The organism is Aurantiacibacter sp. KMU-128, from assembly GCF_056933515.1.
Map to the genome: position 1 here is coordinate 124,783 of NZ_JBXORT010000001.1, position 25,391 is coordinate 150,173.

The 25,391-nt window shown below is 63.0% G+C and carries 22 protein-coding genes; 8 read left to right on the forward strand and 14 right to left on the reverse strand.

Going from position 1 to position 25,391, the window contains the following annotated elements; all coding sequences use genetic code 11:
- Positions 1-100 precede the first annotated feature (100 nt).
- The 4 genes from groL to ACS0VV_RS00695 all read right to left on the reverse strand — a co-directional run bounded on the left by groL (position 101) and on the right by ACS0VV_RS00695 (position 4,198).
- Positions 101-1,750, reverse strand: coding sequence for a chaperonin GroEL (gene groL, locus ACS0VV_RS00680; RefSeq protein ID WP_483530826.1), 1,650 nt, complete (start codon positions 1,748-1,750; stop codon positions 101-103).
- Between the two features lie 99 nt (positions 1,751-1,849).
- Positions 1,850-2,137: a co-chaperone GroES gene (groES, locus tag ACS0VV_RS00685; protein WP_151973277.1), complete on the reverse strand. Its 288-nt coding sequence runs from the start codon at positions 2,135-2,137 to the stop codon at positions 1,850-1,852.
- A 126-nt stretch (positions 2,138-2,263) separates the two neighbouring features.
- Positions 2,264-3,679 carry an MATE family efflux transporter gene (locus ACS0VV_RS00690; protein WP_483530827.1) on the reverse strand — a complete coding sequence of 472 codons (1,416 nt, stop codon included), beginning with the start codon at positions 3,677-3,679 and terminating at the stop codon, positions 2,264-2,266.
- 141 nt (positions 3,680-3,820) lie between these two features.
- Positions 3,821-4,198 (reverse strand): hypothetical protein, encoded by a 378-nt coding sequence (locus ACS0VV_RS00695; protein WP_483530828.1) that lies wholly within the window; start codon positions 4,196-4,198, stop codon positions 3,821-3,823.
- Positions 4,199-4,308: 110 nt separating this feature from the next.
- Between ACS0VV_RS00695 and ACS0VV_RS00700 the strand changes: the two genes are divergently transcribed.
- The gene (locus ACS0VV_RS00700) at positions 4,309-4,848 is read left to right on the forward strand and encodes an acyloxyacyl hydrolase (RefSeq protein WP_483530829.1); all 540 of its coding nucleotides are present in this window, start codon (positions 4,309-4,311) and stop codon (positions 4,846-4,848) included.
- Between the two features lie 6 nt (positions 4,849-4,854).
- Here the strand turns inward: ACS0VV_RS00700 and ACS0VV_RS00705 are convergent, their stop codons facing one another.
- The 9 genes from ACS0VV_RS00705 to ACS0VV_RS00745 form a co-directional block, all read right to left on the reverse strand.
- Positions 4,855-5,412 carry a hypothetical protein gene (locus ACS0VV_RS00705; protein ID WP_483530830.1) on the reverse strand — a complete coding sequence of 186 codons (558 nt, stop codon included), beginning with the start codon at positions 5,410-5,412 and terminating at the stop codon, positions 4,855-4,857.
- Positions 5,413-5,572: 160 nt separating this feature from the next.
- The gene (gene rplL / locus ACS0VV_RS00710) at positions 5,573-5,950 is read right to left on the reverse strand and encodes a 50S ribosomal protein L7/L12 (protein WP_483530831.1); all 378 of its coding nucleotides are present in this window, start codon (positions 5,948-5,950) and stop codon (positions 5,573-5,575) included.
- A gap of 75 nt (positions 5,951-6,025) precedes the next feature.
- Positions 6,026-6,541: a 50S ribosomal protein L10 gene (gene rplJ, locus ACS0VV_RS00715; RefSeq protein ID WP_483530832.1), complete on the reverse strand. Its 516-nt coding sequence runs from the start codon at positions 6,539-6,541 to the stop codon at positions 6,026-6,028.
- 287 nt (positions 6,542-6,828) lie between these two features.
- A complete protein-coding gene (locus tag ACS0VV_RS00720; protein ID WP_483530833.1) occupies positions 6,829-7,887 on the reverse strand; it encodes a type 1 glutamine amidotransferase domain-containing protein in 1,059 nt (352 codons plus the stop codon).
- A gap of 58 nt (positions 7,888-7,945) precedes the next feature.
- Positions 7,946-8,173 (reverse strand): helix-turn-helix domain-containing protein, encoded by a 228-nt coding sequence (locus ACS0VV_RS00725; protein WP_151973286.1) that lies wholly within the window; start codon positions 8,171-8,173, stop codon positions 7,946-7,948.
- Positions 8,173-8,724 (reverse strand): DUF2975 domain-containing protein, encoded by a 552-nt coding sequence (locus ACS0VV_RS00730; protein WP_483530834.1) that lies wholly within the window; start codon positions 8,722-8,724, stop codon positions 8,173-8,175. Before ACS0VV_RS00730 ends, ACS0VV_RS00725 begins: the two co-directional genes overlap by 1 nt.
- A gap of 26 nt (positions 8,725-8,750) precedes the next feature.
- Positions 8,751-8,882: a hypothetical protein gene (locus tag ACS0VV_RS00735; RefSeq protein WP_483530835.1), complete on the reverse strand. Its 132-nt coding sequence runs from the start codon at positions 8,880-8,882 to the stop codon at positions 8,751-8,753.
- A gap of 342 nt (positions 8,883-9,224) precedes the next feature.
- Positions 9,225-11,276, reverse strand: coding sequence for a TonB-dependent receptor (locus tag ACS0VV_RS00740; protein WP_483530836.1), 2,052 nt, complete (start codon positions 11,274-11,276; stop codon positions 9,225-9,227).
- 141 nt (positions 11,277-11,417) lie between these two features.
- Positions 11,418-11,900: a hypothetical protein gene (locus ACS0VV_RS00745; RefSeq protein ID WP_483530837.1), complete on the reverse strand. Its 483-nt coding sequence runs from the start codon at positions 11,898-11,900 to the stop codon at positions 11,418-11,420.
- Positions 11,901-12,305: 405 nt separating this feature from the next.
- Between ACS0VV_RS00745 and rpoB the strand changes: the two genes are divergently transcribed.
- From rpoB to ACS0VV_RS00770, 5 genes are all read left to right on the forward strand, one after another.
- Positions 12,306-16,487, forward strand: coding sequence for a DNA-directed RNA polymerase subunit beta (rpoB, locus tag ACS0VV_RS00750; protein WP_483530838.1), 4,182 nt, complete (start codon positions 12,306-12,308; stop codon positions 16,485-16,487).
- Complete coding sequence (locus ACS0VV_RS00755; RefSeq protein ID WP_483530839.1) at positions 16,484-16,705, forward strand: hypothetical protein; 222 nt, start codon at positions 16,484-16,486, stop codon at positions 16,703-16,705. Before rpoB ends, ACS0VV_RS00755 begins: the two co-directional genes overlap by 4 nt.
- Before the next feature lie 32 nt (positions 16,706-16,737).
- Positions 16,738-20,988, forward strand: coding sequence for a DNA-directed RNA polymerase subunit beta' (rpoC, locus tag ACS0VV_RS00760; RefSeq protein ID WP_483530840.1), 4,251 nt, complete (start codon positions 16,738-16,740; stop codon positions 20,986-20,988).
- Positions 20,989-21,145: 157 nt separating this feature from the next.
- Positions 21,146-21,850 (forward strand): hypothetical protein, encoded by a 705-nt coding sequence (locus tag ACS0VV_RS00765; protein ID WP_483530841.1) that lies wholly within the window; start codon positions 21,146-21,148, stop codon positions 21,848-21,850.
- Between the two features lie 89 nt (positions 21,851-21,939).
- A complete protein-coding gene (locus ACS0VV_RS00770; protein ID WP_483530842.1) occupies positions 21,940-22,371 on the forward strand; it encodes a DNA-directed RNA polymerase subunit beta' in 432 nt (143 codons plus the stop codon).
- A gap of 6 nt (positions 22,372-22,377) precedes the next feature.
- Here ACS0VV_RS00770 and ACS0VV_RS00775 read toward each other — a convergent pair whose 3' ends face one another.
- The gene (locus ACS0VV_RS00775; RefSeq protein WP_483530843.1) at positions 22,378-23,466 is read right to left on the reverse strand and encodes a polysaccharide lyase family 7 protein; all 1,089 of its coding nucleotides are present in this window, start codon (positions 23,464-23,466) and stop codon (positions 22,378-22,380) included.
- 137 nt (positions 23,467-23,603) lie between these two features.
- Here ACS0VV_RS00775 and ACS0VV_RS00780 point away from each other — a divergent pair, with 137 nt between their 5' ends.
- Both ACS0VV_RS00780 and gltX read left to right on the forward strand, forming a co-directional pair.
- Positions 23,604-23,999 (forward strand): hypothetical protein, encoded by a 396-nt coding sequence (locus ACS0VV_RS00780; RefSeq protein WP_483530844.1) that lies wholly within the window; start codon positions 23,604-23,606, stop codon positions 23,997-23,999.
- A 26-nt stretch (positions 24,000-24,025) separates the two neighbouring features.
- Positions 24,026-25,357, forward strand: coding sequence for a glutamate--tRNA ligase (gene gltX, locus ACS0VV_RS00785; RefSeq protein ID WP_483530845.1), 1,332 nt, complete (start codon positions 24,026-24,028; stop codon positions 25,355-25,357).
- Positions 25,358-25,391 lie beyond the last annotated feature (34 nt).

The window sequence follows — 25,391 nt, forward strand, 5'->3', positions numbered from 1 at the left end:
TCCGGCCCTATCTTTCTGGTGATCTCCCGCGAAGGCGGGAGTCTCGTCATGGGAGGCAACAGGCCCCCGCCTGCGCGGGGGCTCACTGCTTCGCAGAGGCTTAGAAGCCCATGCCGCCCATGCCGCCGCCCATGCCGCCCATATCGGGCATGGCGGGTGCGGACTTGTCTTCCGGAAGGTCACTGATCGCGGCTTCGGTGGTGATCAGCAGGCCGGCCACCGATGCGGCATCCTGCAGCGCGGTGCGCACAACCTTGGTCGGGTCGATCACGCCAGCCTTCACGAGGTTTTCATACGTGTCGGTCGCAGCGTTGAAGCCCTGCGTTTCATCGTCTTCGCGCAGCAGATTGCCCGAAACGACCGCGCCATCGTGACCGGCATTGGTCGCGATCTGGCGGACAGGTGCCATGATCGCCTGACGCACGATTTCGATACCGCGGGTCTGGTCGTTGTTTGCGCCTTCCACGCCGGCAAGTGCCTTGGTGGCGTAGAGCAGAGCCGTTCCGCCGCCGGGCACGATGCCTTCTTCCACCGCAGCGCGGGTGGCGTGCAGCGCATCGTCGACGCGGTCCTTGCGTTCCTTCACTTCGACTTCCGAAGCGCCGCCGACCTTGATGACGGCCACACCGCCAGCCAGCTTGGCGAGGCGTTCCTGCAGCTTCTCGCGGTCGTAATCGGACGAGGTCGTCTCGATCTGCGCCCGGATTTGCTCCACGCGGGCCTTGATCGCTTCGGCATCACCGGCACCGTCAACGATGGTGGTGTTGTCCTTGTCGATAGTGACCTTCTTCGCCTGGCCGAGCATCGACAGGCCGACATTTTCGAGCTTGATGCCGAGATCTTCCGAAATCATCTCGCCTTGCGTCAGGATGCTGATGTCCTGCAGCATGGCCTTGCGACGGTCGCCGAAGCCCGGAGCCTTCACGGCAGCAACCTTCAGGCCGCCGCGCAGCTTGTTGACCACTAGGGTCGCCAGCGCTTCGCCTTCGATGTCTTCGGCGATGATGAGCAGCGGACGCCCGGCCTGCACCACGGCTTCCAGCACGGGCAGCATGGCCTGCAGGTTCGAAAGCTTCTTTTCGTGGATCAGGATGTAGGGGTTATCGAGCTCAACCGTCATCTTTTCCGGGTTGGTCACGAAGTAAGGCGAGAGGTAGCCGCGGTCGAACTGCATCCCTTCCACCACGTCGAGCTCGAATTCGAGACCCTTGGCTTCCTCGACGGTGATGACGCCTTCCTTGCCGACCTTTTCCATCGCTTCAGCGATCTTTTCGCCGACTTCACGGTCGCCATTGGCCGAGATGATGCCGACCTGGGCGATCTCGTCCGAGCCGGACACGTCCTTCGAACGGGCCTTCAGGTTTTCGACAACCTTGGTGACAGCCAGATCGATGCCGCGCTTCAGATCCATCGGGTTCATGCCCGCAGCAACGGCGGTCATGCCTTCGCGCACGATGGCCTGTGCCAGCACGGTGGCGGTGGTGGTGCCGTCACCGGCAGCGTCGTTCGCCTTCGATGCGACTTCGCGCAGCATCTGCGCGCCCATGTTTTCGAACTTGTCCTTCAGTTCGATTTCCTTGGCGACGGTAACGCCGTCCTTGGTGATGCGGGGCGCGCCGAAGCTCTTGTCGATCACGACATTGCGGCCCTTGGGGCCGAGCGTAACCTTGACGGCATTGGCGAGCGTATCGACACCCTTGAGGATGCTTTCGCGCGCCGAGCGGCCGAATTTCACGTCCTTGGCAGACATTGGAATATTCCTTTCGAATTCTTGTGATCCCCCGCGAAGGCGGGGGTCTCGTGCAAATCTGAGGGAGGTCCCCGCCTGCGCGGGGACTCACGGACTGGCTCAGCCGAGCACGCCCATGATGTCGCTTTCCTTCATGATCAGCAGGTCTTCACCGTCGATCTTCACCTCGGTGCCACCCCACTTGCCGAAGAGCACGCGGTCGCCGACTTTCACGTCGAGCGGGATGCGGTCGCCATCGTCGTCGCGGGTGCCTTCGCCCACGGCGACCACTTCGCCTTCGCTGGGCTTTTCCTTGGCGCTGTCGGGAATGATGATGCCGCCAGCCGTTTTTTCTTCAGCTTCGATGCGGCGGACGAGCACGCGGTCGTGCAAGGGACGGAATGCCATGATAATGACCTCTTCCTCTCTAGAGTTGTGATTGCTCTTGGCACTCTCCTATCGAGAGTGCCAGCGCGGCGGAGATAGGCTCCGTGGCCATCGAGTCAATGGGTAGGAAAGCGAAAAATTTGCCGATCAGCTTTCCGCGGCGGGCGCGCTGAACTTCCCGCGCAGCGTCAGCCCAAGCGCCTCGCGCCGACTCCAGCGCCAGATAAGCAGCACGGCGGCAAATGTAAGGCCTGTTGCAAGCCCGATCCACACGCCGGTGCCGCCGAGCACCGTGCCGAGACCCAGCCCTGCGGCGAGGCCGAAACCGGGCACCCAATAGCTGAACACCGCAATCCACATCGGCATCCGCGTATCCTTCAATCCGCGCAAAGCGCCCGCCGCCACCGCCTGCAATCCGTCGGACAGCTGGAAAGCCGCCGCGATCATCAGGAAGCCCGCCGCCGTCGCCAGAAGCTGTGCATTGGCGGGATCGCCCACGTCGATATAGGCGGAGAGCAGCAGTTGCGGGAAGCTCACCATCGCCAGTGCGGTGAGCGCCATAAAGCTGGTGCCCATCACGATCCCCGTCCAGCCCGCGCGGCCCATCCCGTCCGGGTCGCGCGCGCCGTAGAAATAGCCCACGCGGATTGTCGTCGCTTGCCCCACACCGAAGGGAACCTGGAACGCGAAAGCGGCGAGGTTCAGCGCCAGCGTATGCGCGGCGAGATCGAGCGCGCCGATGCGCCCCATTAAGAAGGCCGCCGCGCCGAACACGCCCGCCTCTGCCATGACAGTAATCGCAATCGGTGTGCCGATGCGCAGCATCTCGGCAAAGCGCGGCCAGTCGGGCCGCCAGAAATAGCCCATGATGCGGTAGCGATGGAGGCGCGCGTCGAGCCTTATGGCGAGCGCATACATGGCGACTATCGCCAGCGATGTGATCAGTGTTGCAATCGCCGCGCCGGGCAGGCCAAGCGCAGGCGCTCCCAGATTGCCGAAGATGAAAGCGTAATTGCCAAGCGCATTGATGCCGATCCCGACACCGGTAATCGCAGTCGCAAAAATCGGCCTGCCAAGCGCGGAGACGAAATTGCGCAACACGCCAGCCACCACCATCGGCGCGACCGACCACAGCAGCACCTGCATATAGCTGACCGCAAGCGCGGCGATATGTGGCTCTTGCCCGGTCACCTGCATCAGCGGGCCGATGAGGGCGCACAGCGCCATACCCGCCGCGCTCACCATCAGGCTGAGCCAGATCGCCATGCGCATGGCGCGCCGCACCGGACGCAGGGCAGGGGCCCGCGCGCCCAGCTCTGCCGCCATGATCGGCGCGACCGCTCCGGTGAGTGCCTGCAGTGCCCAGACGATCAGCCCGAACAAGGCAATGGCCAGCGCCGATGCCGCCAGCTCGTCCGCCCCCAATCGCGCGATGAACATGACGTCCACCGCATAGGTGAGCATCTGCAACAGATTGGCGAGCGCCAGCGGCCCCGCCAGCTTCAGAGTAGCGCGCGTCTCGACTGTCCAGTCGGGCGTTTGAGGATGGGCAAGGGGCCGCATGGTGTCTCTCGCTGCCCCGCGAGTCTCCACCGGACAGCCGCACCGGATAGGCGCGGCGCGGCGATTAGGGAAGGCGGGGAAAGCGGCCGTATGCCGGATTGACCGGTCTGTGCGGCACGGCTGTCACAGGTGGCGCAGCGACTAGCTCCGCAGCCAGGCCAGGGCCTCGCTCTTGCTGTCGAAGAATTCCACCTCGACCCCGTCCGACAGGCGGCGGTACTGGCTTTTCACCAGCATGGGCGGCTCGACAATCGCCACGCGGCGCAGGCCGACTTCCTTTGCGGCCATCAGATGGCGGCGGATATAGTCGGCGACATCGCGGGTTTGCGGCACCATCTCGCGCATGATGCCAAGCCCGCAAAAACCGCGTCCCTTGCCAACCATCGGCGCGGCCTTCGCGTCCATTTCGGCAAGCATCGCCTTGACCGATGGCAGATCCCACATCCCGGCAATGGTGAAATGCACTTCATTGTGCACGTCGTCGACAAAGATCGAATGGTGAGGCGCAATATGATCCATAATGGTTTTGCTCTAGCACAGAAATCTTGCGGAAGATTTTACACGGGACGCAGCGTGTGCCGCGCCGCAGGTCAGCTTGCAGCAAGCATTGGGGACTTAGTCGGAGGCGTATGAAAGCTCCGCTGCTCCTCGCCGCCTGTGCCGCTGCGCTCGCCCCCGCCACTGCCCAAGCGCAGGAAGTGTTCGGCGGGTTCTACGCCCATGCAGTCGATACGCCTTTCACGCTCGACACCGAAGAGACGGGCAGCGCCGATATCGCCCTGGGTGTGCGGTTCGGCGGGATCGCGGCGCTCGACTTTATCGGTTCGCCCGAACCCTATGTGGTCGGCTCCCTCAACACGGCTGGCGATACGAGCTTTGCGGGCGTGGGCGTCGCATGGACGATCGGCAGCGGCCCCGTCTATGTCCGCCCCGGCATCGGGCTGGTGGTGCATGACGGCCCCGAACTGCGCGTGAGCGAGGAAACCGGCTTCCGCACCGATCTGGGCAGCCGCGTGCTGTTCGAGCCCGAGATCGGCGTCGGCTACCGCCTCTCAGGGCGCGTAAGTGCCGAGGCGCACTGGATGCATATCAGCCAGGCCCAGATTTTCGACGGCGACCAGAACCCGGGGATCGATATGATCGGGGTGCGGGTCAATGTGGGGTTCTAGACAAATCTAGATCCCGCTCAGATAACCTTCGAAGCCGCTGTCATATTTCAGCGCGAGTTCGTGGAACAGCCTGCTGATTTCGGTGAGCTCGGTCTGGCCCGCGCAGATATGCTGGCCGGCGGAGTGGCGCTGGCCGTCAATCGCGGCGGCGATTTCGAGGCTTGCGCCGTCCATGCAAATCACGTCCTCTTCTCCGTAATAAGGCAACGCGGCCAGTTGCGCGAGCGATTGCGCGTTCAGTCGCTCTTCAATGCGCGCGGCGTCTTCGGCGGAAATCGGCAGATCGTGGCGACGGGTTTGCACCAGCGATGTGCCGCGTTCCCAGCGATAGCCTGCAATCCAAACGAACCATTCGCCTTGCGTCCGGTAAACCATCACCTGTCGCACGGCCGGTTGCGGGGTGAGGCTGGTGCGCAATGTGGCGGAATAGGCAATTTCGCCTTCGAGAAATTCGCTGCAAACGTCGTGGACGAACTCGCTCTGGCTTTGCTCGCGTTCGGCGCAGGCTTCGACCAGCGGATCGCTTGCGAAGCCGAGTGCGAGTGCCAGTGAAAGTGTCAGCATAGCCAGTCCCCTGTTTTATTTGGTGAAATAGGCGCCTCGAAACATGAACGCAGGCTGTAGGACAGCAAAAAAGGGCGCCACCATCGCTGGTGACGCCCCTTTGGTGATCCGGTAAGGGATCGAAGAATAAGCTGATCCCCGCCTACGCGAGGACATACGCTTACTTCAGTTCGACGGTGCCGCCGGCTGCTTCGATCTTGGCCTTCACTTCTTCGGCTTCTGCCTTGTTCACGCCTTCCTTCAGTGCCTTCGGGGCACCTTCGACGAGAGCCTTGGCTTCGGTCAGGCCCAGGCCGGTGATGGCGCGGACTTCCTTGATGACCTGGATCTTCTTGCCACCGTCGCCGGTGAGAATGACGTCGAATTCGTCCTTCTCTTCAGCAGCGGCGCCAGCGTCGCCACCACCGGCAGGTGCGGCAACAGCAACAGCAGCAGCGGCGCTAACGCCCCATGCTTCTTCGAGGGCCTTCGCCAGTTCGGCGGCTTCCATGACGGTCAGCGCCGACAGGTCTTCAACAAGCTTGGCAATATCAGCCATGATGGTTCACTCCAAAAAAATGGCGGGACGGTGTTTGTCCCATGATGTTTCGTATCTCTTGCGAGAAAGCGTCTCTTAGGCAGCGTCCTTGGCGGCATATGCGCCGAAGACACGGGCCAGCTTGGCAGCCGGGGCATTGACGAGCTGCGCCACCTTGGTGGCGGGCGCGTTGACGAGGCCCACGATCTTGCCGCGCAGTTCGTCGAGGCTGGGCATGGAGGCGAGCGCCTTCACACCATCAGCATCGAGCACCTGCGTGCCCATCGAGCCACCGACGATTTCCAGCTTGTCGTTCGTCTTGGCGAATTCGACAGCAGCCTTGGCGGCTGCGACCGGGTCGGTCGACCAGGCCAGCGCGGTCGGGCCGGTGAGGAAATCCTCGAGCCCGACATAATCGGTGTCTTGCAGGGCGAGCTTGGCGAGACGGTTCTTCGCAACCTTGTAGGACGCACCGGCTTCACGCATCTTGTTCCTGAGATCGGTGGACTGCTCCACGCTCAGGCCGAGATTGCGGGTGACAACCACCACGCTTACCTCGTTGAAGACACTGTTCAGCTGGGCGACCGCTTCGGTTTTCTGCGAACGATCCATGCCGTACTCCTTCATTTTGGCCGCCTGCCTTGCGGGCAAACAACCGGCTCAAATCACCCTGCCGCTCATGCGACAGGGCAAAAGTCCGTTGATGGGGAAGGAGCACGCGGGTAGCGTGTTGAAGGGCGGCCAGAAAGGCGGTGCCCGAATAATCTCTTTTCCCCGTCTAGGCCGCAAATTAAGACCGGCAAATTCCGGTCAGCAGCTGTCTCGGACGGATGACCGGCGAACCGGTCGGGGTGGGCCTTTACCGGCCGCACCCCGAAAGTCAAGCTCGCGATCATCCTTTAGCGGGCGGCAAGTGCGGCCCTTGCCTCGGCAATCGCGGCTTCGAGTTGCGGTTCGGGAAAATACGGCAGCGCCAGTTCCATCACTTGCAAGGCGGGTGCGAGCATCGCCGGATCGCCATTTGCCTCAACCGCGCGGTAATAGCCCCAGATCGCTACCAGCGGCACGTCGACGCCGCCGTCCTGCCGCGCCAATACTTCGGCCAGACCGCTGCTGTCACCGACGACGGCTTGTGCGACGAGGTTCAGGCTGAGCTCGTCAACCCATGGCGGGCGTGCAACCGGTTCGCGGCCAAGCGCACGAATGGTGGCGTCTGCGGCGGCAGCAACCGAATAGGGATTCTGCCCGGTAACCAGCCTGCCATCGGTGACCACAAAGGGCAGCATCATCGGCGCTTCGCGGAATGTTGCGCCGAGCCGCATAGCCTCGCTTTCGACAAAGAATGGGAATTGCGGAGCCCAGCGTTCACCGAAAAGCGCTTCCTCCTCGTCGGTGAAGCCCGTCAGGCTGCGACCGCTGAGCCATGGCGAGCCATCGGCGTTGCGTATCCGCGTCAAGACGGCAGGCCCATGGCAAACGGCCGCAATCACCCCGCCGCTCGCCTCAGTGTCGATCAGCAATTGCTGGAGCACCTGGCTGAAGGGCAAATCGAACATCGCCCCCTTGCCGCCAATCACCATGATCGCGGCATATTGCCCGCGCATGGCCGGATCGAGCTGCAAGGTATCGGCGAGTGCGGCGCTGGCTTCCGCATCGGCAGCGAAGGCGGCGTTGTAAGGCTTGGCCGCATCGAAGGCATCAGCGACAACCGCGCCCCCTTGCGGGCTGGCGATATCGACCGCCATGCCATTGGCGCGGAACACCAGCCAGGCTTGCGACAGCTCGTCCATTTCGAAGCCCGGCTGGACTTCGCCGCCGCCGCGCCCATGGCTGCTGACGACCAGCAGGACGCGGTCGGGCAGCGGGGCCGAAGCGGTCTGGGTTTGTGCCTGCGCGGTGGCGGCACACAGAAGTAAGGCGCAGAATATCGTGATCCAGCGGATCATCATCATCTCCATGATTAAGGGAAAAAGGAGCGAAGAGGAGTGCCCGCAACTTGGGCACTCCTCACCCGGTCTATTCGCTGTCGTAGCTCAGCAAATCACCCGGCTGGCATTCCAGTTCGCGGCAGATCGCTTCCAGCGTGCTGAAGCGGATTGCCTTGGCCTTGCCGGTCTTCAGGATCGAAAGGTTGGCGAGGGTGAGGCCGACACGCTCCGCCAGTTCGGTGAGCGTCATGCGGCGGGCGTATAGCAGGTCGTCGAGTTTCACCATGATACGGTTTCCTTCTGAATCAGCGCCCATCACACGGTTCCTTCCAGATCGTCGCGCATTTCTGCGCCGCGTTTGAACACCCGGGCGAGGATGAAGAGCAGGATGACAATCAGCGCGCCGCTAAAGTCGAAGTCGCTTTCGAAGCTGACGCTCGCCTCGTCGAATTGCTCGGCCCAGTCGGCCACCATGATGCCGATCGCGGCCATGGGGAATTCGATCAGCTCCACCCCCAGCATCAGCCATGCCATGCGCGACAGGCGGCTGGCGTTGACCGGCGCAAAGGGATCACCTTCACCTACCGTGCCGATAATCCGGCGCAAGTTGTCGAAGAAGGCGAAGAGCATTCCGACTGCCAGCAAGGCCAGCGTAATAACGCCGAGAATGGGGCCAAGCGGGAAGTCGGCAGCCTCAGGGCCAAGCTCTTCCGCCAGGGCGCGGACAATCTCGGCTTCGGCGAAGAACATGACCGGGATGGACACCAGCAAGGTGAAGGCGGCGATCCCCAGCAAGACCAGCATGAGAATGACGAGCACCTGCCCGATCAGTAGCAGCGGATCGCGGAATCGTTGTGATGTGGACATGAAATGTCTCCTTACGGAATGGCAGCTCAGGCGAGCATCGGAGCGGCGGTTGCGACCATTTGCGTCGCGGCGGGCACCGTGGTGACGGCGGACAGGCTGGTCGCGGTGATCATCACGGCGACGAGCAGGGCGGCGAAGTGGGTGGCAAAACGGGTCATTTATCGATCTCCTTGGTGTGACTTATTGAAGAACGATATGGCGGAGGGCGGATTTATTGTCAATCAATAATATTGAAAAACAATATGCACCGCATCGTTTTGCGATAGAAGGAGCGAGTTGCTATCCGGCGATGTGCATGAAATCGCTTGCTCTTTTTGGCGATTTTCTCCCGTATGACGCAGCAAAAGTTTTTCACTCTGCTCCTCGCCAGCCTGCCCGCAGCGGGCGAAGGTGAGGATGGGCGAAGCGAGACTATTGTTGCGATTCGGGTGTAGGACAGCGCAATCGCCCGCGCCCCGTTGGAGCAGGGCGCGGGCGATCGCTTCCTCAAGACCGGGCGGTCAGAGCCGCGCGGTCAGCCTTAGCCACACCCCGCGCCCCGCGCCGGGCAGGCGGTCTCCCACCGGCACGTCCGAAGCGCCCACGCGGCTGCGGCCGGACAGATGCGGCTGGTAGAAGCGATCGAACAGGTTTTCGACCCCCGCTTCCAGCGCGATGGCATCGGTTACTCCGTAGCGGGCGAACAGGCCGACCACGGCATAGCCCTCGCTCTCTTCTTCGTCATTGGTGAGCGAGACATCCTCCTGCCCCGCCGCGGCGACCAGTTCCGCCCCCAGCGAAAGCGCATCACTTTGCCACACGCCTGCCAGCCGCAAACTCGCCGGAGCGACGCGGTAGAGATTGTCGGCAATATCCCGCCGCTCGCCGCGCACCAGGCTGGCGGTGCCCGAAAGCTCGACGCTCGCCAGCGGACGCAGCGCGAAATCGAGATCGACGCCGTACAGCTCGGCATCGACATTGGCGAAGCGCAGGGGCGTGGGATCGCCGTTCATATTGGCGACCATCTCCACCGGACTGTCGATCACGCCCACGGTGCCATCAAAGGGCACGCCCTGGATGTAATCGTCCACCCGCCGGTAAAACGCCGTTGGCCGGATCGTGCCGAGATCGCTTTCATAGTCAAAGCCGATTTCGGCAATCCACGCGGTTTCCGGCTCCAGCGCGAGGTTGCCGACATAGATATTGCCGTCGGCAAGGCCGTAGCTTGCCTCGGTCGGTAGCCAGGCGAAGCGTTCGAGCACGCTCGGCACCCGCTCCTTGCGCGCCAGCGTTATGCGGGGTGTGACATCGCCCAGCGGCACCCAGCCGCGCAGCACTGCATCCCACGTGGTGTCCGAGGCCTCGCGTTCGGCAGCGATGAAAGCGGCGCTCAGCACGCGTGGCCCCATCGGCACGGCGCTGCCCAGTTCGGGCTCGCCCGCGCTCTGGCTTGTGTGGTCGAGCCGCAGGCCCGCTTCCAGCTCCACCCTGTCCAGCGCGCCGCGCCATTGCACGAAACCGCCAAAGCGGTCCGAGGCGAGATCGGGCTGGGAATCGAGGAAGAAAGCGGCATTGGTCGGGTTGGTGATGCGCACGAACTTGTCCACCAGCTCGAAATCGCCGCCGATCTGGAAATAGCTGCCGCGCTCGCCGAAGCGCAGCGACGCCTCGCCGGTGGTCGTATCGGCATCGGCAAAGGTGGCGCGCGCCTGCATCGGCGGGGCGGCAGGCTGGCGGGTGGTCTGGTTGTCCATCAGATGGCGCACCGCGACATGGCCCAGCCGCAGATCGAGCGCGACATTTTTGGCCAGCTCCCCGCGCCAGCCGCCTTGCACAAAGTCTGTGTCGAAATAGACGATGTCGAGCGCGAAGGGCGGATTGCCCGAAGGATCGGTTTCGCTGCGCCGGTATTCGGCCCAGACTTCGCCGCCCGCCAAGCGCAGGCCGCCATGCACGCCGTAGAGGTTCCGCTCGAACGAAGTGCCCACGGCGGTGCCGCCGGGGAAACGGTAATCCCCGCCTTCCTCGCGGCTGGCAAGCACACCGAGCCGCCAGTCATCCGAGGCGATGGCCACAAGGCCGCCCACAGCGTGGCTTTCGTCGACGCTGCGATACTGGCTGGCGAGGCGCACTTGCGCATCGAGGCTTTCGCCGCTTGCATAGCGCGCCTGCATCAGTTCGGCATTCACCGCGCCGGCCAGCGACGGCCCTTGCGAAACCGGGGCAACCCCGCGCGCGATTTCCAGCCGATCAACCAGCACCGAAGGCGCATAGTGCAAGGGCGGGTCCATGGCGTTGGGCCCGCCGCTGGCGAAACGCTGCCCGTTGACACGGCCCAGCACGCGCTCGCCTGCGAGCCCGCGATAGGAGAGCTGGCCTGACAGGGCGCCATTGCCCACCAGCGCGCCGCCCGGAACCCGCGCGGCAATCGCGGCGGCATCGGCGGGCAGGGCGATCTGCTGTGGCGGTTCGACCGCGTCGGTCGCCGGGTCGGGGGTGGTGGCGGTGACGACAATGGTGTCGGTCAGTACGGTATCGGGATCGGTTTCCTGCGCCGCGAGCGGCTGGGTCACCAGCAGGGAGCCGGAGGCAAGCAATGCCGCCCGGCAAAGGGTCTTGGAAAACATAACAATCTGTTCCGTCAATATAGAGCAACAGCGCGCGCACGGGGACACTTCCGGCGCGGCCTGGTTTTTGGCGAGTCTATCGAGGGGTCAGAGTGTCAGCGGCGGGCCGCGCAAGGGCGGGCGCACATGGCGCAGCGGGGGCAGGATGGCGGCTTGCAGCGGCGCAGCCTCGGCCTCGTCGCCTTGCAACAGTATGACAGCAGGCTGTGGCTGCTCGGGAATTCCGGCCGCAAGGCTGCCGCCGGAAAAGGCGCAATCGCCTTGCGGGGTGAAGCCTTGCGCGCTGCTATCGTCCCCGGCTTCGTCGCTTGCGTGATCGCCCGAAGCTGGCCCCGAAGTTGGCCCCGAAGTGGCACCATGCCCCATCGCGGTATGATCGACCCCGCCCATCGCATGATGCGCGTGATGATCCGGCTCGCCTGCCGTGAAACCGGCCTCGGCAGGCTGCGGATCATAGGCGGCAAAGGCGCGGGCCAGCGCGTTGGTGGAGGGGCAGGGGGTAATGCTGACAATATGCGACGTTGACGGCGCCAGCATATGCCCGCCCGGCACCAGCCCCTGCGCGGCCATAGACGCCAACAGGAGGAGCAACAGCCGTGTGCCATGGCCACGGAAGATCCGGCGCAACGCGTGCATAACCGGCCGCCGCTAGCCGATGCGTGTGACAATGTCACCTGTGATTTGCAAATGCGGCGACACCCCCATTGACCCGACCCAACACGCCCCCTATATGCGCCGCTCAGCCGGAGAGCTTCGAGCAAGGCGGGCCTTTACGCGGGGGCGCGCCACAGGACGGAAGTTCCGGCATCTGCGTGAGACACGGAAAGAATCAAGGCTGCGAGTGCGGCACCGGTTGCGGTGCGCCCATCGTCGGCCTTTTTCGCGTCTTGCGCTGCCCTCCCGCTTAACGACATTTCTCAAGTGCCCGTGATGATCGCGGGCGCACACACGCGAAAAAAGAGGCCGTTCCGTATTATGGCGACCAAGGCGAAAGCTCCCGAAGTTCAGGGCTCCAAGAAGAAGCGCATCCGCAAGATTTTCGGCGACATTTATGAAGCCGTGCAGATGCCCAACCTCATCGAAGTGCAGCGCGAAAGCTACGAGCAGTTCCTGCGTTCGGACCCGAGCATCGGCTATGTCTCTGGCCTCGAGAAGACGCTGCGCAGCGTGTTCCCGATCCGCGATTTCGCCGGCACGGCAGAGCTCGACTTTGTCAATTACGAGCTGGAGCCGCCGAAATACGACACCACCGAATGCCGCCAGCGCGGCATCACCTATGCGGCCCCGATGAAGGTGACGTTGCGGCTGATCGTGTTCGAGGTGGACAACGAGACCGAAACCCGCAGCGTGCTCGATATCAAGGAGCAGGACGTGTACATGGGCGATATGCCGCTCATGACCGAGAACGGCACCTTTATCGTTAACGGCACCGAGCGCGTGATCGTGTCGCAGATGCACCGTTCGCCGGGCGTGCTGTTCGATCACGATCGCGGCAAGACCCACTCCTCGGGCAAGTTCCTGTTCGCTGCCCGCGTCATTCCCTATCGCGGTTCGTGGCTCGATTTCGAATTCGACGCCAAGGACATTGTGAACGTGCGTATCGACCGCAAGCGCAAGCTGCCGGTCACCGCGCTGCTTTATGCGCTGGGTCTCGATCAGGAAGACATTCTCGCCTATTTCTACAACACCGTCACCTGGAAGCGGTCGAGCGGCAAGGCTGGCGAAGGCTGGCAGATCCCGTTCCTCGCCGAGCAATGGCGCGGTGCCAAGCCGGCCTTCGCGCTGGTTGATGCCAAGACGGGTGAAGAAGTCTTCCCCGCCGGCCAGAAGGTCAGCCCGCGCGCAGCTAACAAGGCGGAAAAGGACGGCCTTAAGACCCTGCTGATCCCGACCGAGGAAATCTTCGGCCGTTATGCCAGCAAGGACATGATCGACGAGAAGACCGGCCGCATCTACATCGAAGCGGGCGAGGAAGTGTCGCCCGAGAATCTCGAAAAGCTCGATGCTGCAGGGATCGACCAGCTCGACCTGCTCGATATCGATCACGTCTCCACCGGTGCATGGATCCGCAACACGCTGGCTGCCGACAAGGCGGAGAACCGCGAAGAAGGCCTCGAAGCCATCTACAAGGTGATGCGTCCGGGTGAACCGCCGACGAAGGAAACCGCCGAAGCCCTGTTCGAAGGCCTGTTCTTCGATGGCGAGCGGTATGACCTGTCCGCCGTGGGCCGTGTGAAGCTCAATATGCGCCTCGGCCTCGATGCCGAAGACACCGTCACCACGCTGCGCAAGGAAGATATCCTTGCCGTGGTGAAGGAGCTTGTCGACCTGAAGGACGGCAAGGGCGAAGTCGACGACATCGACAATCTCGGCAACCGCCGCGTGCGTTCGGTGGGCGAGCTGCTGGAAAACCAGTACCGCGTCGGCCTCTTGCGCATGGAGCGTGCCGTTAAGGAGCGCATGAGCAGCGTCGACGTCTCGACCGTCATGCCCAACGACCTCATCAACGCCAAGCCCGCCGTGGCCGCGGTGCGCGAGTTCTTCGGCTCCAGCCAGCTCTCGCAGTTCATGGACCAGACCAACCCGCTGTCCGAAGTCACCCACAAGCGCCGCGTGTCGGCGCTTGGGCCGGGCGGTCTGACCCGCGAGCGTGCCGGTTTCGAAGTGCGCGACGTGCACCCGACCCACTATGGCCGCATCTGTCCGATCGAAACGCCCGAAGGCCCGAATATCGGTCTGATCAACTCGCTGTCGACCTTTGCCCGCGTCAACAAGTACGGCTTCATCGAAACGCCCTATCGCGCGGTGAAGGACGGCAAGGTCACCAAGGAGGTGAATTACCTCTCGGCGATGGAAGAGCAGAAGCACACCGTGGCGCAGGCTTCGGCTGCAACCGATGCGGACGGCAAGTTCGTTGAAGAGCTGGTCTCCGCGCGTCAGGCGGGCGAGTTCGTGATGAGTCCGAACGATCAGGTCACGCTGATGGACGTGTCGCCCAAGCAGCTCGTCTCGGTCGCCGCCTCGCTGATTCCGTTCCTGGAAAACGATGACGCCAACCGCGCGCTGATGGGCTCGAACATGCAGCGCCAGGCCGTGCCGCTGGTCAAGGCCGAAGCGCCTTGGGTCGGCACCGGCATGGAAGAAACCGTGGCGCGCGATTCGGGCGCTGCGATTGCCGCGACCCGCTCGGGCGTGGTCGACCAGGTGGACGCCACCCGCATCGTGATCCGCGCCTCGGGCGAAGTCGATACGACCAATCCCGGCGTGGACATTTACACGCTGCAAAAGTTCCAGCGGTCGAACCAGAACACCTGCATCAACCAGCGTCCGCTGGTGAAGGTGGGCGATGTGGTGGAGCAGGGCGATATCATCGCCGATGGCCCCTCCACCGATCTGGGCGAGCTGGCATTGGGCAAGAACGCGCTCGTCGCCTTCATGCCGTGGAATGGCTACAACTACGAAGACTCGATCCTGATCAGCGAACGCATCGTGAAGGATGACGTGTTCACCTCGATCCATATCGAGGAATTCGAAGTCATGGCCCGCGACACCAAGCTGGGGCCGGAAGACATCACCCGCGACATTCCCAATGTCGGCGAGGAAGCGCTGCGCAACCTCGACGAGGCGGGCATTGTCTATATCGGTGCCGAAGTGCATCCGGGCGACATTCTGGCAGGCAAGATCACGCCCAAGGGCGAAAGCCCGATGACGCCGGAAGAAAAGCTGCTGCGCGCCATTTTCGGCGAAAAGGCCAGCGATGTGCGCGACACCTCGCTCCGCCTGCCGCCGGGCGTGGCCGGAACGGTGGTGGAAGTGCGCGTCTTCAACCGTCACGGCATCGAAATCGATGACCGTACGCGCGCCATCCAGAACGAGGAAATCGAACGCCTCAAGAAGGATAGCGAAGACGAACGCAACATCCTCAACCGTGCGACCTACAACCGTCTCGAAGAAATGCTGGCGGGCCAGACCGCGTCGGCGGCTCCCAAGGGCGTGAAGAAGGGCGCTGTGATCGACGCCGAGATGCTTGCATCGGTCGACAAGCGCGACTGGTTCAAGTTCGCCGTGGCTGACGACAATATGCAGGCCCAGCTGGAAGCGGTGAAGGGCCAGTATGACGAGGCGGTCAAGGCCATCAAGGACAAGTTCGACGACCGCAAGGAAAAGCTGGAGCGCGGCGACGAGCTGGCTCCGGGCGTGCTCAAGATGGTCAAGGTCTTCGTCGCGGTGAAGCGCAAGCTGCAGCCGGGCGACAAGATGGCCGGCCGCCACGGCAACAAGGGTGTGATTTCGCGCATCCTGCCCGAAGAAGATATGCCTTTCCTCGAAGACGGGACGCCGGTGGATATCGTGCTCAACCCGCTGGGCGTGCCTTCGCGTATGAACGTGGGTCAGATCTTCGAAACGCACCTCGGCTTTGCCGCGCGCGGGCTGGGCCAGCAGATCGGCCAGCAGCTCGACGAATGGCGTGCTGCCAATCCCGACATCACGGCAGGCCAGCCGCCCGCCGCGCTCGTGGATAAGCTGAAGGACGTCTATGGCGAGAACTATCACGCCGATATCGACAGCCGCACCAATGAAGAGCTGGCCGAACTCGCCGGGAACCTGCGCCGCGGTGTCCCGATGGGCACCCCGGTGTTCGATGGCGCGCGCGAAAGCGACGTCACCGATATGCTGGTGAAGGCGGGCTACGATAGCTCGGGCCAGTCGACGCTGTATGACGGGCGCACCGGCGAAGCGTTTGACCGCAAGGTGACGGTGGGCGTGATCTACATGCTCAAGCTGCACCACTTGGTCGACGACAAGATCCACGCCCGTTCGATCGGTCCGTACTCGCTCGTCACCCAGCAGCCGCTGGGCGGTAAGGCGCAGTTCGGCGGCCAGCGCTTCGGCGAAATGGAAGTCTGGGCGCTGCAGGCTTACGGCGCTGCCTACACCTTGCAGGAAATGCTGACGGTGAAGTCGGATGACGTGGTCGGCCGCACCAAGGTTTACGAAGCGATCGTCAAGGGCGACGACACCTTCGAAGCCGGCATTCCGGAGAGCTTCAACGTGCTAGTCAAGGAAATGCGCTCGCTGGGCCTGAATGTCGAACTCACCAGCCTTACGGATGGCACCGAGGACGACGACGATCCGGCGCTGATGGCTGCTGAATGAAACTGCCGATCTACAACCGCACTTCGAAGGAAATGGAGATAGTCATCGAGCCAGCGTGTAATCACTACTTTTCGGTCCCGCCGGGCGGAAAGGCAGTGTTTCATCTGGAGGATGGCAACGACTATTCCCTCGAAGTCGCGGATGCAGATTTCTTGGCACTATGGATTGAAGGCGACGGACAGGAACCGAAAGTCGAAATTAGCGGACCTGAAGCCTGATTGCGGATCACCCTCTCAAGGGAAGTGAAGAAATGAACGAACTGACCAAATTCACCAACCAGATCTCCAAGCCGGAGACGTTTGACCAGATCCAGATCGGTCTGGCCTCGCCCGAGCGCATTCGCAGCTGGTCTTTCGGCGAAATCAAGAAGCCGGAAACGATCAACTACCGCACGTTCAAGCCCGAGCGTGACGGCCTGTTCTGCGCGCGCATCTTTGGCCCGGTGAAGGATTACGAATGCCTGTGCGGCAAGTACAAGCGCATGAAGTACAAGGGCGTCGTCTGCGAAAAGTGCGGCGTTGAAGTCACCGTTACCAAGGTGCGCCGTGAGCGGATGGGCCATATCGAGCTCGCTGCGCCGGTCGCGCACATCTGGTTCCTGAAGTCGCTGCCTTCGCGCATCGGCCTGCTGCTCGATATGCAATTGAAGCAGCTTGAGCGCGTGCTCTATTTCGAAAGCTATATCGTCACCGAGCCGGGCCTGACCCCGCTGGAGAAGTTCCAGCTGCTCACAGAAGACGAGCTGCTCGATGCGCAGGACGAGTATGGCGAGGACGCCTTCACCGCCAGCATCGGCGCCGAAGCCGTCAAGCAGATGCTGATGGATCTCGATCTGGAGCAGGAGAAGGCCGACCTTCTCGAAGAGCTGGAAACGACCAAGTCCAAGCTCAAGCCCGCCAAGATCATCAAGCGTCTGAAAGTCGTCGAAAGCTTCATCGATTCGGGCAACCGTCCCGAATGGATGATCCTCGAAGTCGTGCCGGTCATCCCGCCGGAACTGCGCCCGCTCGTCCCGCTGGATGGCGGCCGTTTCGCGACGTCCGACCTCAACGATCTCTATCGCCGCGTCATCAACCGCAACAACCGCCTGAAGCGCCTGATGGAGCTTCGCGCGCCGGACATCATCGTCCGCAACGAAAAGCGTATGCTGCAGGAAGCGGTTGACGCGCTGTTCGACAATGGCCGCCGTGGCCGCGTCATCACCGGCGCCAACAAGCGTCCGCTGAAGTCGCTGTCCGATATGCTCAAGGGCAAGCAGGGCCGCTTCCGCCAGAACCTTCTGGGCAAGCGCGTCGACTATTCGGGCCGTTCGGTCATCGTGACCGGGCCGGAACTGAAGCTGCACCAGTGCGGGTTGCCCAAGAAGATGGCGCTCGAACTGTTCAAGCCGTTCATCTACGCCCGCCTCGATGCGAAGGGTCTGTCGATGACCCTGAAGCAGGCCAAGAAGTGGGTGGAGAAAGAGCGCAAGGAAGTCTGGGACATCCTTGACGAGGTGATCCGCGAACACCCGGTGATGCTGAACCGCGCACCGACGCTGCACCGTCTCGGCATCCAGGCGTTCGAGCCCGTGCTGATCGAAGGCAAGGCTATCCAGCTGCACCCGCTCGTCTGTTCGGCCTTCAACGCCGACTTCGACGGTGACCAGATGGCCGTCCACGTGCCGCTGTCGCTGGAAGCCCAGCTGGAAGCGCGCGTGCTGATGATGTCGACCAACAACATCCTCTCGCCCGCCAACGGCAAGCCGATCATCGTGCCCTCGCAGGACATGGTGCTGGGTCTGTACTACCTTTCGATGGACCGCGAAGGCGAGCCGGGCGAGGGCAAGGTGCTGGCGGATATCAACGAAGTGCACCAGGCGCTGCACGTGGGTGCGGTGACGTTGCACTCGAAGATCACCACCCGCGTTCCGCAGACCGATGAAAAGGGCAAGCAGTTCATGGCGCGCGTCGACACGACGCCGGGCCGGATGCTGATCGCCGAATGTCTGCCGAAGAGCCACAAGGTGCCCTTCGCGGTCGTCAACCGCCTTCTCACCAAGAAGGATATCGGCGACGTGATCGACGAGGTCTATCGCCACACCGGCCAGAAGGACACGGTGCTGTTCGCCGACGCCATCATGACGCTGGGCTTCCGCCACGCGTTCAAGGCCGGCATCAGCTTCGGCAAGGACGACATGATCATTCCGGACACCAAGGACGGCATGATCGAGGAGACGAAGGCTCTGGTTGCTGACTATGAACAGCAATACCAGGACGGCTTCATCACCCAGCAGGAAAAATACAACAAGGTGATCGACGCCTGGAGCCGTTGCGGTGACCAGGTGGCAAACGCCATGATGGAAGAGATCAAGGCGACGCCGAAGGACGAGCATGGCCGCGAGGCGCCGATCAACTCGATCTACATGATGAGCCACTCGGGTGCGCGTGGTTCGCCAGCGCAGATGAAGCAGCTTGCCGGTATGCGCGGCCTGATGGCCAAGCCGTCGGGCGAGATCATCGAAACGCCTATCATCTCGAACTTCAAGGAAGGCCTGACCGTTCTTGAATACTTCAACTCGACCCACGGCGCGCGTAAGGGCCTTGCGGACACCGCGTTGAAGACAGCAAACTCGGGTTACCTCACCCGCCGTCTGGTCGACGTGTCGCAGGATTGCGTCATCGTCGAGGAAGACTGCAAGACCGACAACGCGCTGGAAATGCGCGCCATCGTGCAGGGCGGCAGTGTGATCGCCTCGCTCGGCGAGCGCATTCTCGGCCGTACGGTTGCCGAAGACATCACCAATGCCGCCACCGGCGAAGTGATCGTCAAGGCCGGCACGTTGCTTGACGAACCGATGGTCAAAGCCATCGAGGAAGCCGAAGTGCAGGTTGCACGGATCCGCTCGCCGCTGATCTGTGAAGCCGAGCAGGGCGTTTGCGCGACCTGTTACGGCCGTGACCTTGCCCGCGGTACGCCGGTCAACATCGGTGAAGCTGTCGGCGTGATCGCCGCGCAGTCGATCGGTGAACCCGGCACGCAGCTGACCATGCGTACCTTCCACATCGGCGGGGCGGCGCAGGTGAACGAAACCAGCCACCTTGAATCGATTTCGGACGGTAAGGTCGTGTTCCGCGATATGCCGACCATCACCGACAAGAAGGGCCGTCGCCTCTCGCTCGCCCGCAATGGCGAGATGGTGGTTGTCGACCCCGAAGGCCGCGAACGCGCCATCCACCGTGTGCCCTATGGTACGGTGCTGATGTTCGAAGACGGGGCCAAGGTGAAGGAAGGCGACCGGCTGGCGGAATGGGATCCGTTCACCCTGCCGATCATCACCGAACAGGCGGGTGTGGTGAAGTACCAGGATCTCGTCGAAGGCAAGACGCTGGAAGAGCGGGTGGACGATGCCACCGGTATCGCCCAGCGTGTGGTGACCGAATATCGCGCCACCAGCCGTTCGAAGAAGGAAGACCTGCGTCCGCGCATCACCCTGCTGAACGATGCCGGCGACGAAACCGAGGCAGCGCGCTATATGCTCGCTCCGGGCACCACGCTGTCGGTCGAGGACGGGCAGGAAGTGCAGGCCGGTGACATCGTCGCCCGTGCCTCGCGCGAAGCGTCGAAAACGCGCGACATCACCGGCGGTCTGCCGCGTGTTGCCGAACTGTTCGAAGCCCGCGTGCCGAAGGATGCCGCAGTGATCGCCAAGATCAGCGGCCGGATGGAATTCATCCGCGACTACAAGGCCAAGCGCAAGATCGCGATTGTGCCCGAGGAAGGCGATCCGGTCGAATATCTGGTTCCCAAGACCAAGGTGATCGACGTGCAGGAAGGCGATTTCGTGAAGAAGGGGGACACCCTGATTTCCGGCTCGCCGAACCCGCACGACATTCTGGAAGTGCTCGGCGTGGAAGCGCTGGCCGAATATCTCGTCAGCGAGATCCAGGAAGTCTACCGCTTGCAGGGCGTGAAGATCAACGACAAGCACATCGAAGTGATCGTTCGCCAGATGCTGCAGAAGGTCGAGATCACCGATGGCGGCGACACCACGCTGCTGCCGGGCGAGCAGGTCGATCTGGAAGAGATGAACGAAGTCAACGCCAAGCTGGCACCGCGCAAGAAGAAGGCTGAAGGCAAGCCGATCCTCTTGGGCATCACCAAGGCTTCGCTGCAGACGCGCTCTTTCATCTCGGCGGCATCGTTCCAGGAAACCACCCGCGTGCTGACGCAGGCGGCGGTTGAAGGGAAGAAGGACACGTTGGTCGGTCTGAAGGAAAACGTGATCGTGGGCCGTCTGATCCCCGCGGGCACGGGTGCCGGCATGAACCGCCTGCGCGTCACCGCCAACAGCCGCGATGCGGCATTGCGGGCAGCCTACAAGAAGCAGCAGGAAGCGCTTGTTGTGGCCGAGGAAGACGACGTGGCCGACGCGCCGATGTCCGAAGAGGCGATGGCCGCCGCGATGGCCGCCGCCGCTGCCCCGGCACCCGATGCTCCGGCAGAGGGCGGCGAAGAGTAATCTGCTCTTCGCACTGCGACACAAGGGGGCTTCGGAGAGCAATCTCCGGAGCCCCTTTTGTATTGCGTGGTGGAGGCAACCCCCATTGATGTGGCGATGGCCACTGCCCCGCAAAACGCGTATCCTCCCGCAACAACACGCGAAGCGGGAGAGAATTATGCGAAAGTTTGTCCTGGCCATCGCCGCGGTGGCAGCGGTCTGCACCAGCCTGCCGGCGGCGGCGCAAGTCGTGGTGACAGGGATGCGGCAAGACCGTTCGGCCACCAATGCCTATCTAACGCCCAATGTCCCCGCCATCGGCCTCACCCGCCGTGCCGACTATTTCGTGACCCCGCTATGGGTCAGCTCGGATTCGCGTATCGCCGAGGAGCGCGAGAGCGAATTGTTCGCCATGCTCGAAGCCACCATCGCCCGCGCCGAAGCGGAGGGCATTACGCTGGTGGCGGGGCAATATACGCTCACCGAAGTGACCCGCGACAATATGCGCGACTTGCCGGTAACCGGCGGCGCGCGGCCGGATACCAGCCGGGTGCAGATCTATGCCCGCGTGCCTCTCGCCGGCAACGCCGCCAGCGCACGCGATACCGGCAACCGCATCCGCGCCTTTGTCGCCAGCATCCCCGCCACGGGGCGCTCCTTCATCGAAACGGGCGGCACTTCGCTGGCGATCGACGATCCCGAGCAATATCGCGACGCGGTGGTGCGCCAGATCGCCGATGCTTCCACCCGCTATGCCGCGATGTTCGGCAACGGTTACGGCGTAACGATCAGCGGCCTTGATGGCGAGCTGTACTGGCAGCAGGCGAGCGAGACCGAAGTGTTCCTCTATATCGAGCACGCTTTCGCTATCGCCCCCCGTTAGGGGGTTTATTGCTATTGCGAACCATTCGCATTGCAATGCGGACAAAGATGCTTAGATTAATTGCGAATCACTCGCAAGAAAGGCTCGCAATGTCCGACAGATCCCGCTCAACCACCGCCGCCCGTGCCGAAATCATCGCCGATCTCGCCCGTCCGCGCAGGCTGGGCGATTACGGGATCAATGCGGCAAAGGCGGTGATGTCGCTGCGGCTGGTCGCGCTCTGCGTGCAATCGGGGCACGATCCCATCGCGGTGCTCGCCAAGCGGCTGGGCGGCGTGGGGGAGGCGAAAGCGATGTTCGGCTTTCTCGACCGCTGCGGGGCGGTGTGGCCGGAGCCGCTGGCGGTTCACAGACCTTGCTGCCCGGTGCTCGGCCCCGACGAAGCGACGCTCGCCGCGATGGCCACAGCCGCCGATGCGGGCGATCACCGCGCCTTCGAACGCGCGCTTGACGGGCTCATCCGCCCCGACCGGCGCGAAGGCCTGTTCATCGCCGCCATGGGTGCGATGGCGCAGCTCTGACCCCGCCTATTGTTCCCCCGCGCGCCGCGCCTCTTCCAGCCCTGCCATCGTCTGGGCATAGGGAACCGAAGGGCCGAGCAGCAGCTGCGAGAAGGTAACGCGGGTGTAATCGCCATTGGCGAAATCGGTCGCCCAGTCCCCTGTGCCCGCGCAACCGGCATACCAGAAGCCGTCCTGCGTCCGGGTGGAGCACTGGTTGTACGCCCCCGCTTTGAAGAACAGCGTATCTCCGCCGTAGCTGAGCGGGTTGTCGAGCGCATCCACCCCTTCGATCAGGCTGACGGCATAGCCGACCGTCCCCAGCCGTTCATTGTGGAAGGCGACATACATCGTGTTGTTGTGGACATTGATCTCGTACGAAAACTCCTCGCCCAGCGCGATGCCGTTCTCGCCGGGATCATCGGGATTGTCCCACAGATTGCCGAATACCGGCACGGGAATATCGCGGCGGTTCTCGTCGCCGCGCGGCAGATTGCGCTCATAGGTCCAGAACAGGCTGCCGGTTTCGTGTCCCGGCCACTTCTTGTAGAAAATCTTGATCGGTTCATTGCCGTAGCCGAACCCGCTGCTTGTATCGTCATAACCCACCGCATGGATCTGCCCGACGACCACCGAATAGGCGGCATTGGTTTCGGGCCGCAGCGCATTCACGGCGACGTGATCGACGTGCAATGTCGCCTGCATCCGCCCGCCAATCGAGCCGAAAGCGCTGGAGCCGTTGCGCGCCAGCACCGCGAAATTGTTCTCCGGCCCATGCGTCGAAAGGCGCGTATTGGTGCCGCGCAGCATCTGCCGCAACTCGCTGCGCGTGTTGGATGAATTCGCAGTGGTGACCGCCCGGTTGGGCGCGGTGAACACCATGCGGTTCTGGTCATCGAGATAGAAAAAATCGGGGTGGGAATAGTCCTGGATGTCCGCCACTTCGACCTCATCGGGCCGCCCGTCGCCGTCCTCGTCCATCGGCAAGGTGATTTTCCAGAAGCTCAGATCGAAGACCGAGCCGGGGGGAGGGTTGTCGCCGGGATCCGCGGCACTGGCGATGCTTGCAGTGGCCAGTGCCAGAAATGCCGTCGCGAAAAAGCCCTTCACCATCATCAACCGTCCAATTCTGTCCTACCAATTACGCGTATCACATATACCAATGGCGACTGGCCAATGCCATCGCTTTTTTGGGCCATGGTCTCAAACGAAGGTCAGCGCTTGTTCAGCGGGTCGCGTTAAAAGGCGAAGCCATGCGCATCTTTGCTCTCCTCCCGCTCTTCCTTGCCGCCTGTGTTTCCGCTCCCGCGCCGGTTGCACCTGCGGTTGACCTTGCTGGCGAGTGGCGCGTTGCCGAGATCGACGGGGAGTCGCTCGACCGGCCTTACGGCATTGCGCTCAGCGCCGATGGCGGGCGCATCTGGTGGGAACCGGTCTGTGCCCGGCAAGGCGTGGATTACACGATCACCGGCACCCGCTTTGAAACTGCGGCACGCGGCGATCCCGGCCCGGTGTGCCGGATCGGCTTTCCCCCCGAAGTGCCGCAAATCTGGGACGCGCTGGACGCTGCCGACACGATTGTACGCACGCCCGCCAACGGTATCCGCATCCACGGCAATGGCCGCAGCGTGACACTTTTCTCGCAATAGCCCTGCGCCTGCGCTAGGGGCCGCGCATGACCACCATTACCCGTTTCGCGCCCTCTCCCACGGGGCGTCTCCATGTCGGCAATATCCGCACCGCGCTGCACAACTGGATGCTGGCGCGCAAGGCCGGAGGGCGCTTCCTGCTGCGCATCGACGATACCGACGCTGAGCGTTCGAAGGAGGAATATGTCGAGGCGATCCGCGCCGATCTCGCATGGCTGGGCCTCAGCCCCGATGGCGAGGAGCGGCAGTCGGCGCGGCTGGCGCTGTATGAAGAGGCGTTCGAAACGCTGAAGGCGGCGGGCCGTGTCTATCCCGCTTATGAGACTCAGCAGGAGCTGGAGCTGAAGCGCAAGATCCAGCTGGGGCGCGGGCTCCCGCCGATCTATGATCGCGGGGCGCTGAAGCTCACCGCCGAGGAACGCGCGGCAAAAGAGGCGGAAGGCATCGCCCCGCATTGGCGCTTCAAGCTCGACCATGATGAACCGATTGCGTGGGATGACGGGGTGCGCGGGGCGCAGAAATTCGATCCGGCGCAATTGGCCGATCCGGTGATCCGCCGCGCCGATGGCTCGTGGCTCTATATGCTGCCGAGCGCGGTCGACGATATCGCCATGGGCGTAACCCAAGTGCTGCGCGGTGAAGACCATGTCTCCAATACCGCGGTGCAGATCCAGATGTTCACCGCGCTGGGCGCGCGGCCGCCCGCTTTCGCGCATGAGGCGCTGCTGGTCGGCAAGGAAGGCAAGCTGTCGAAGCGGCTTGGCTCGCTCGGTTGCGATGCGATGCGCGAGAAGGGGATCGAACCCGCAGCGCTGGTCGCCATGCTGGCGCGGCTGGGCACCTCGCTGCCGGTCGAACCGGTTGCTGATCGTGATGCGCTGCTCGAGACGTTCGATCTCGGCACATTTGGCCGTGCGCCGGCCAAGTTCGACGATACCGAGCTCGAGCGGGTGAACACCGCGATTGTCCATGCCATGGCCTTTGAGGTGGTGGCTGATCGCCTGCCCGACGGGATGGATGCCGATGCCTGGCACGCGATCCGCCCCAATCTGACCGTGGTGAGTGATGCGGGCGAGTGGTGGCAGCTGGTCACCGGCCCGATTGTCACGCGCGAGTTTGACGCCGAAACGCGCGCCTATCTGGCCGAGGCCGCAACCGCGCTCGTCTGGAGTGGCACGCCGTGGCAGGATCTCACCTCCGCGCTCAAGGAGAGCACCGGGCGCAAAGGGCGTGATCTGTTCCTGCCGCTGCGCCAGGCGCTGACCGGCATGGATCACGGGCCGGACATGGCCGAGCTGCTCCCGCTGATCGGAGAGAACGAAGCGCGCGCGCGGTTGCAAAACGCTGCGCAAGGCTAAGCGCCCCGCAGTCCTTCGGCGTACAATCCGTCGC

Bases quoted from the DNA above. Each gene is read 5' to 3' on its own strand.
- rpoB (WP_483530838.1), top strand. From the start codon at position 12,306: ATGGCGACCAAGGCGAAAGCTCCCGAAGTTCAGGGCTCCAAGAAGAAG.
- rplL (WP_483530831.1), bottom strand. From the start codon at position 5,950: ATGGCTGATATTGCCAAGCTTGTTGAAGACCTGTCGGCGCTGACCGTC.
- ACS0VV_RS00765 (WP_483530841.1), top strand. From the start codon at position 21,146: ATGCGAAAGTTTGTCCTGGCCATCGCCGCGGTGGCAGCGGTCTGCACC.
- ACS0VV_RS00780 (WP_483530844.1), top strand. From the start codon at position 23,604: ATGCGCATCTTTGCTCTCCTCCCGCTCTTCCTTGCCGCCTGTGTTTCC.
- groL (WP_483530826.1), bottom strand. From the start codon at position 1,750: ATGTCTGCCAAGGACGTGAAATTCGGCCGCTCGGCGCGCGAAAGCATC.
- ACS0VV_RS00720 (WP_483530833.1), bottom strand. From the start codon at position 7,887: ATGGAGATGATGATGATCCGCTGGATCACGATATTCTGCGCCTTACTT.
- ACS0VV_RS00770 (WP_483530842.1), top strand. From the start codon at position 21,940: ATGTCCGACAGATCCCGCTCAACCACCGCCGCCCGTGCCGAAATCATC.
- ACS0VV_RS00735 (WP_483530835.1), bottom strand. From the start codon at position 8,882: ATGACCCGTTTTGCCACCCACTTCGCCGCCCTGCTCGTCGCCGTGATG.
- ACS0VV_RS00725 (WP_151973286.1), bottom strand. From the start codon at position 8,173: ATGGGCGCTGATTCAGAAGGAAACCGTATCATGGTGAAACTCGACGAC.
- ACS0VV_RS00700 (WP_483530829.1), top strand. From the start codon at position 4,309: ATGAAAGCTCCGCTGCTCCTCGCCGCCTGTGCCGCTGCGCTCGCCCCC.
- ACS0VV_RS00755 (WP_483530839.1), top strand. From the start codon at position 16,484: ATGAAACTGCCGATCTACAACCGCACTTCGAAGGAAATGGAGATAGTC.
- gltX (WP_483530845.1), top strand. From the start codon at position 24,026: ATGACCACCATTACCCGTTTCGCGCCCTCTCCCACGGGGCGTCTCCAT.
- ACS0VV_RS00695 (WP_483530828.1), bottom strand. From the start codon at position 4,198: ATGGATCATATTGCGCCTCACCATTCGATCTTTGTCGACGACGTGCAC.
- ACS0VV_RS00705 (WP_483530830.1), bottom strand. From the start codon at position 5,412: ATGCTGACACTTTCACTGGCACTCGCACTCGGCTTCGCAAGCGATCCG.
- groES (WP_151973277.1), bottom strand. From the start codon at position 2,137: ATGGCATTCCGTCCCTTGCACGACCGCGTGCTCGTCCGCCGCATCGAA.
- rpoC (WP_483530840.1), top strand. From the start codon at position 16,738: ATGAACGAACTGACCAAATTCACCAACCAGATCTCCAAGCCGGAGACG.
- rplJ (WP_483530832.1), bottom strand. From the start codon at position 6,541: ATGGATCGTTCGCAGAAAACCGAAGCGGTCGCCCAGCTGAACAGTGTC.
- ACS0VV_RS00730 (WP_483530834.1), bottom strand. From the start codon at position 8,724: ATGTCCACATCACAACGATTCCGCGATCCGCTGCTACTGATCGGGCAG.
- ACS0VV_RS00690 (WP_483530827.1), bottom strand. From the start codon at position 3,679: ATGCGGCCCCTTGCCCATCCTCAAACGCCCGACTGGACAGTCGAGACG.
- ACS0VV_RS00775 (WP_483530843.1), bottom strand. From the start codon at position 23,466: ATGATGGTGAAGGGCTTTTTCGCGACGGCATTTCTGGCACTGGCCACT.
- ACS0VV_RS00745 (WP_483530837.1), bottom strand. From the start codon at position 11,900: ATGGCCGCGCAGGGGCTGGTGCCGGGCGGGCATATGCTGGCGCCGTCA.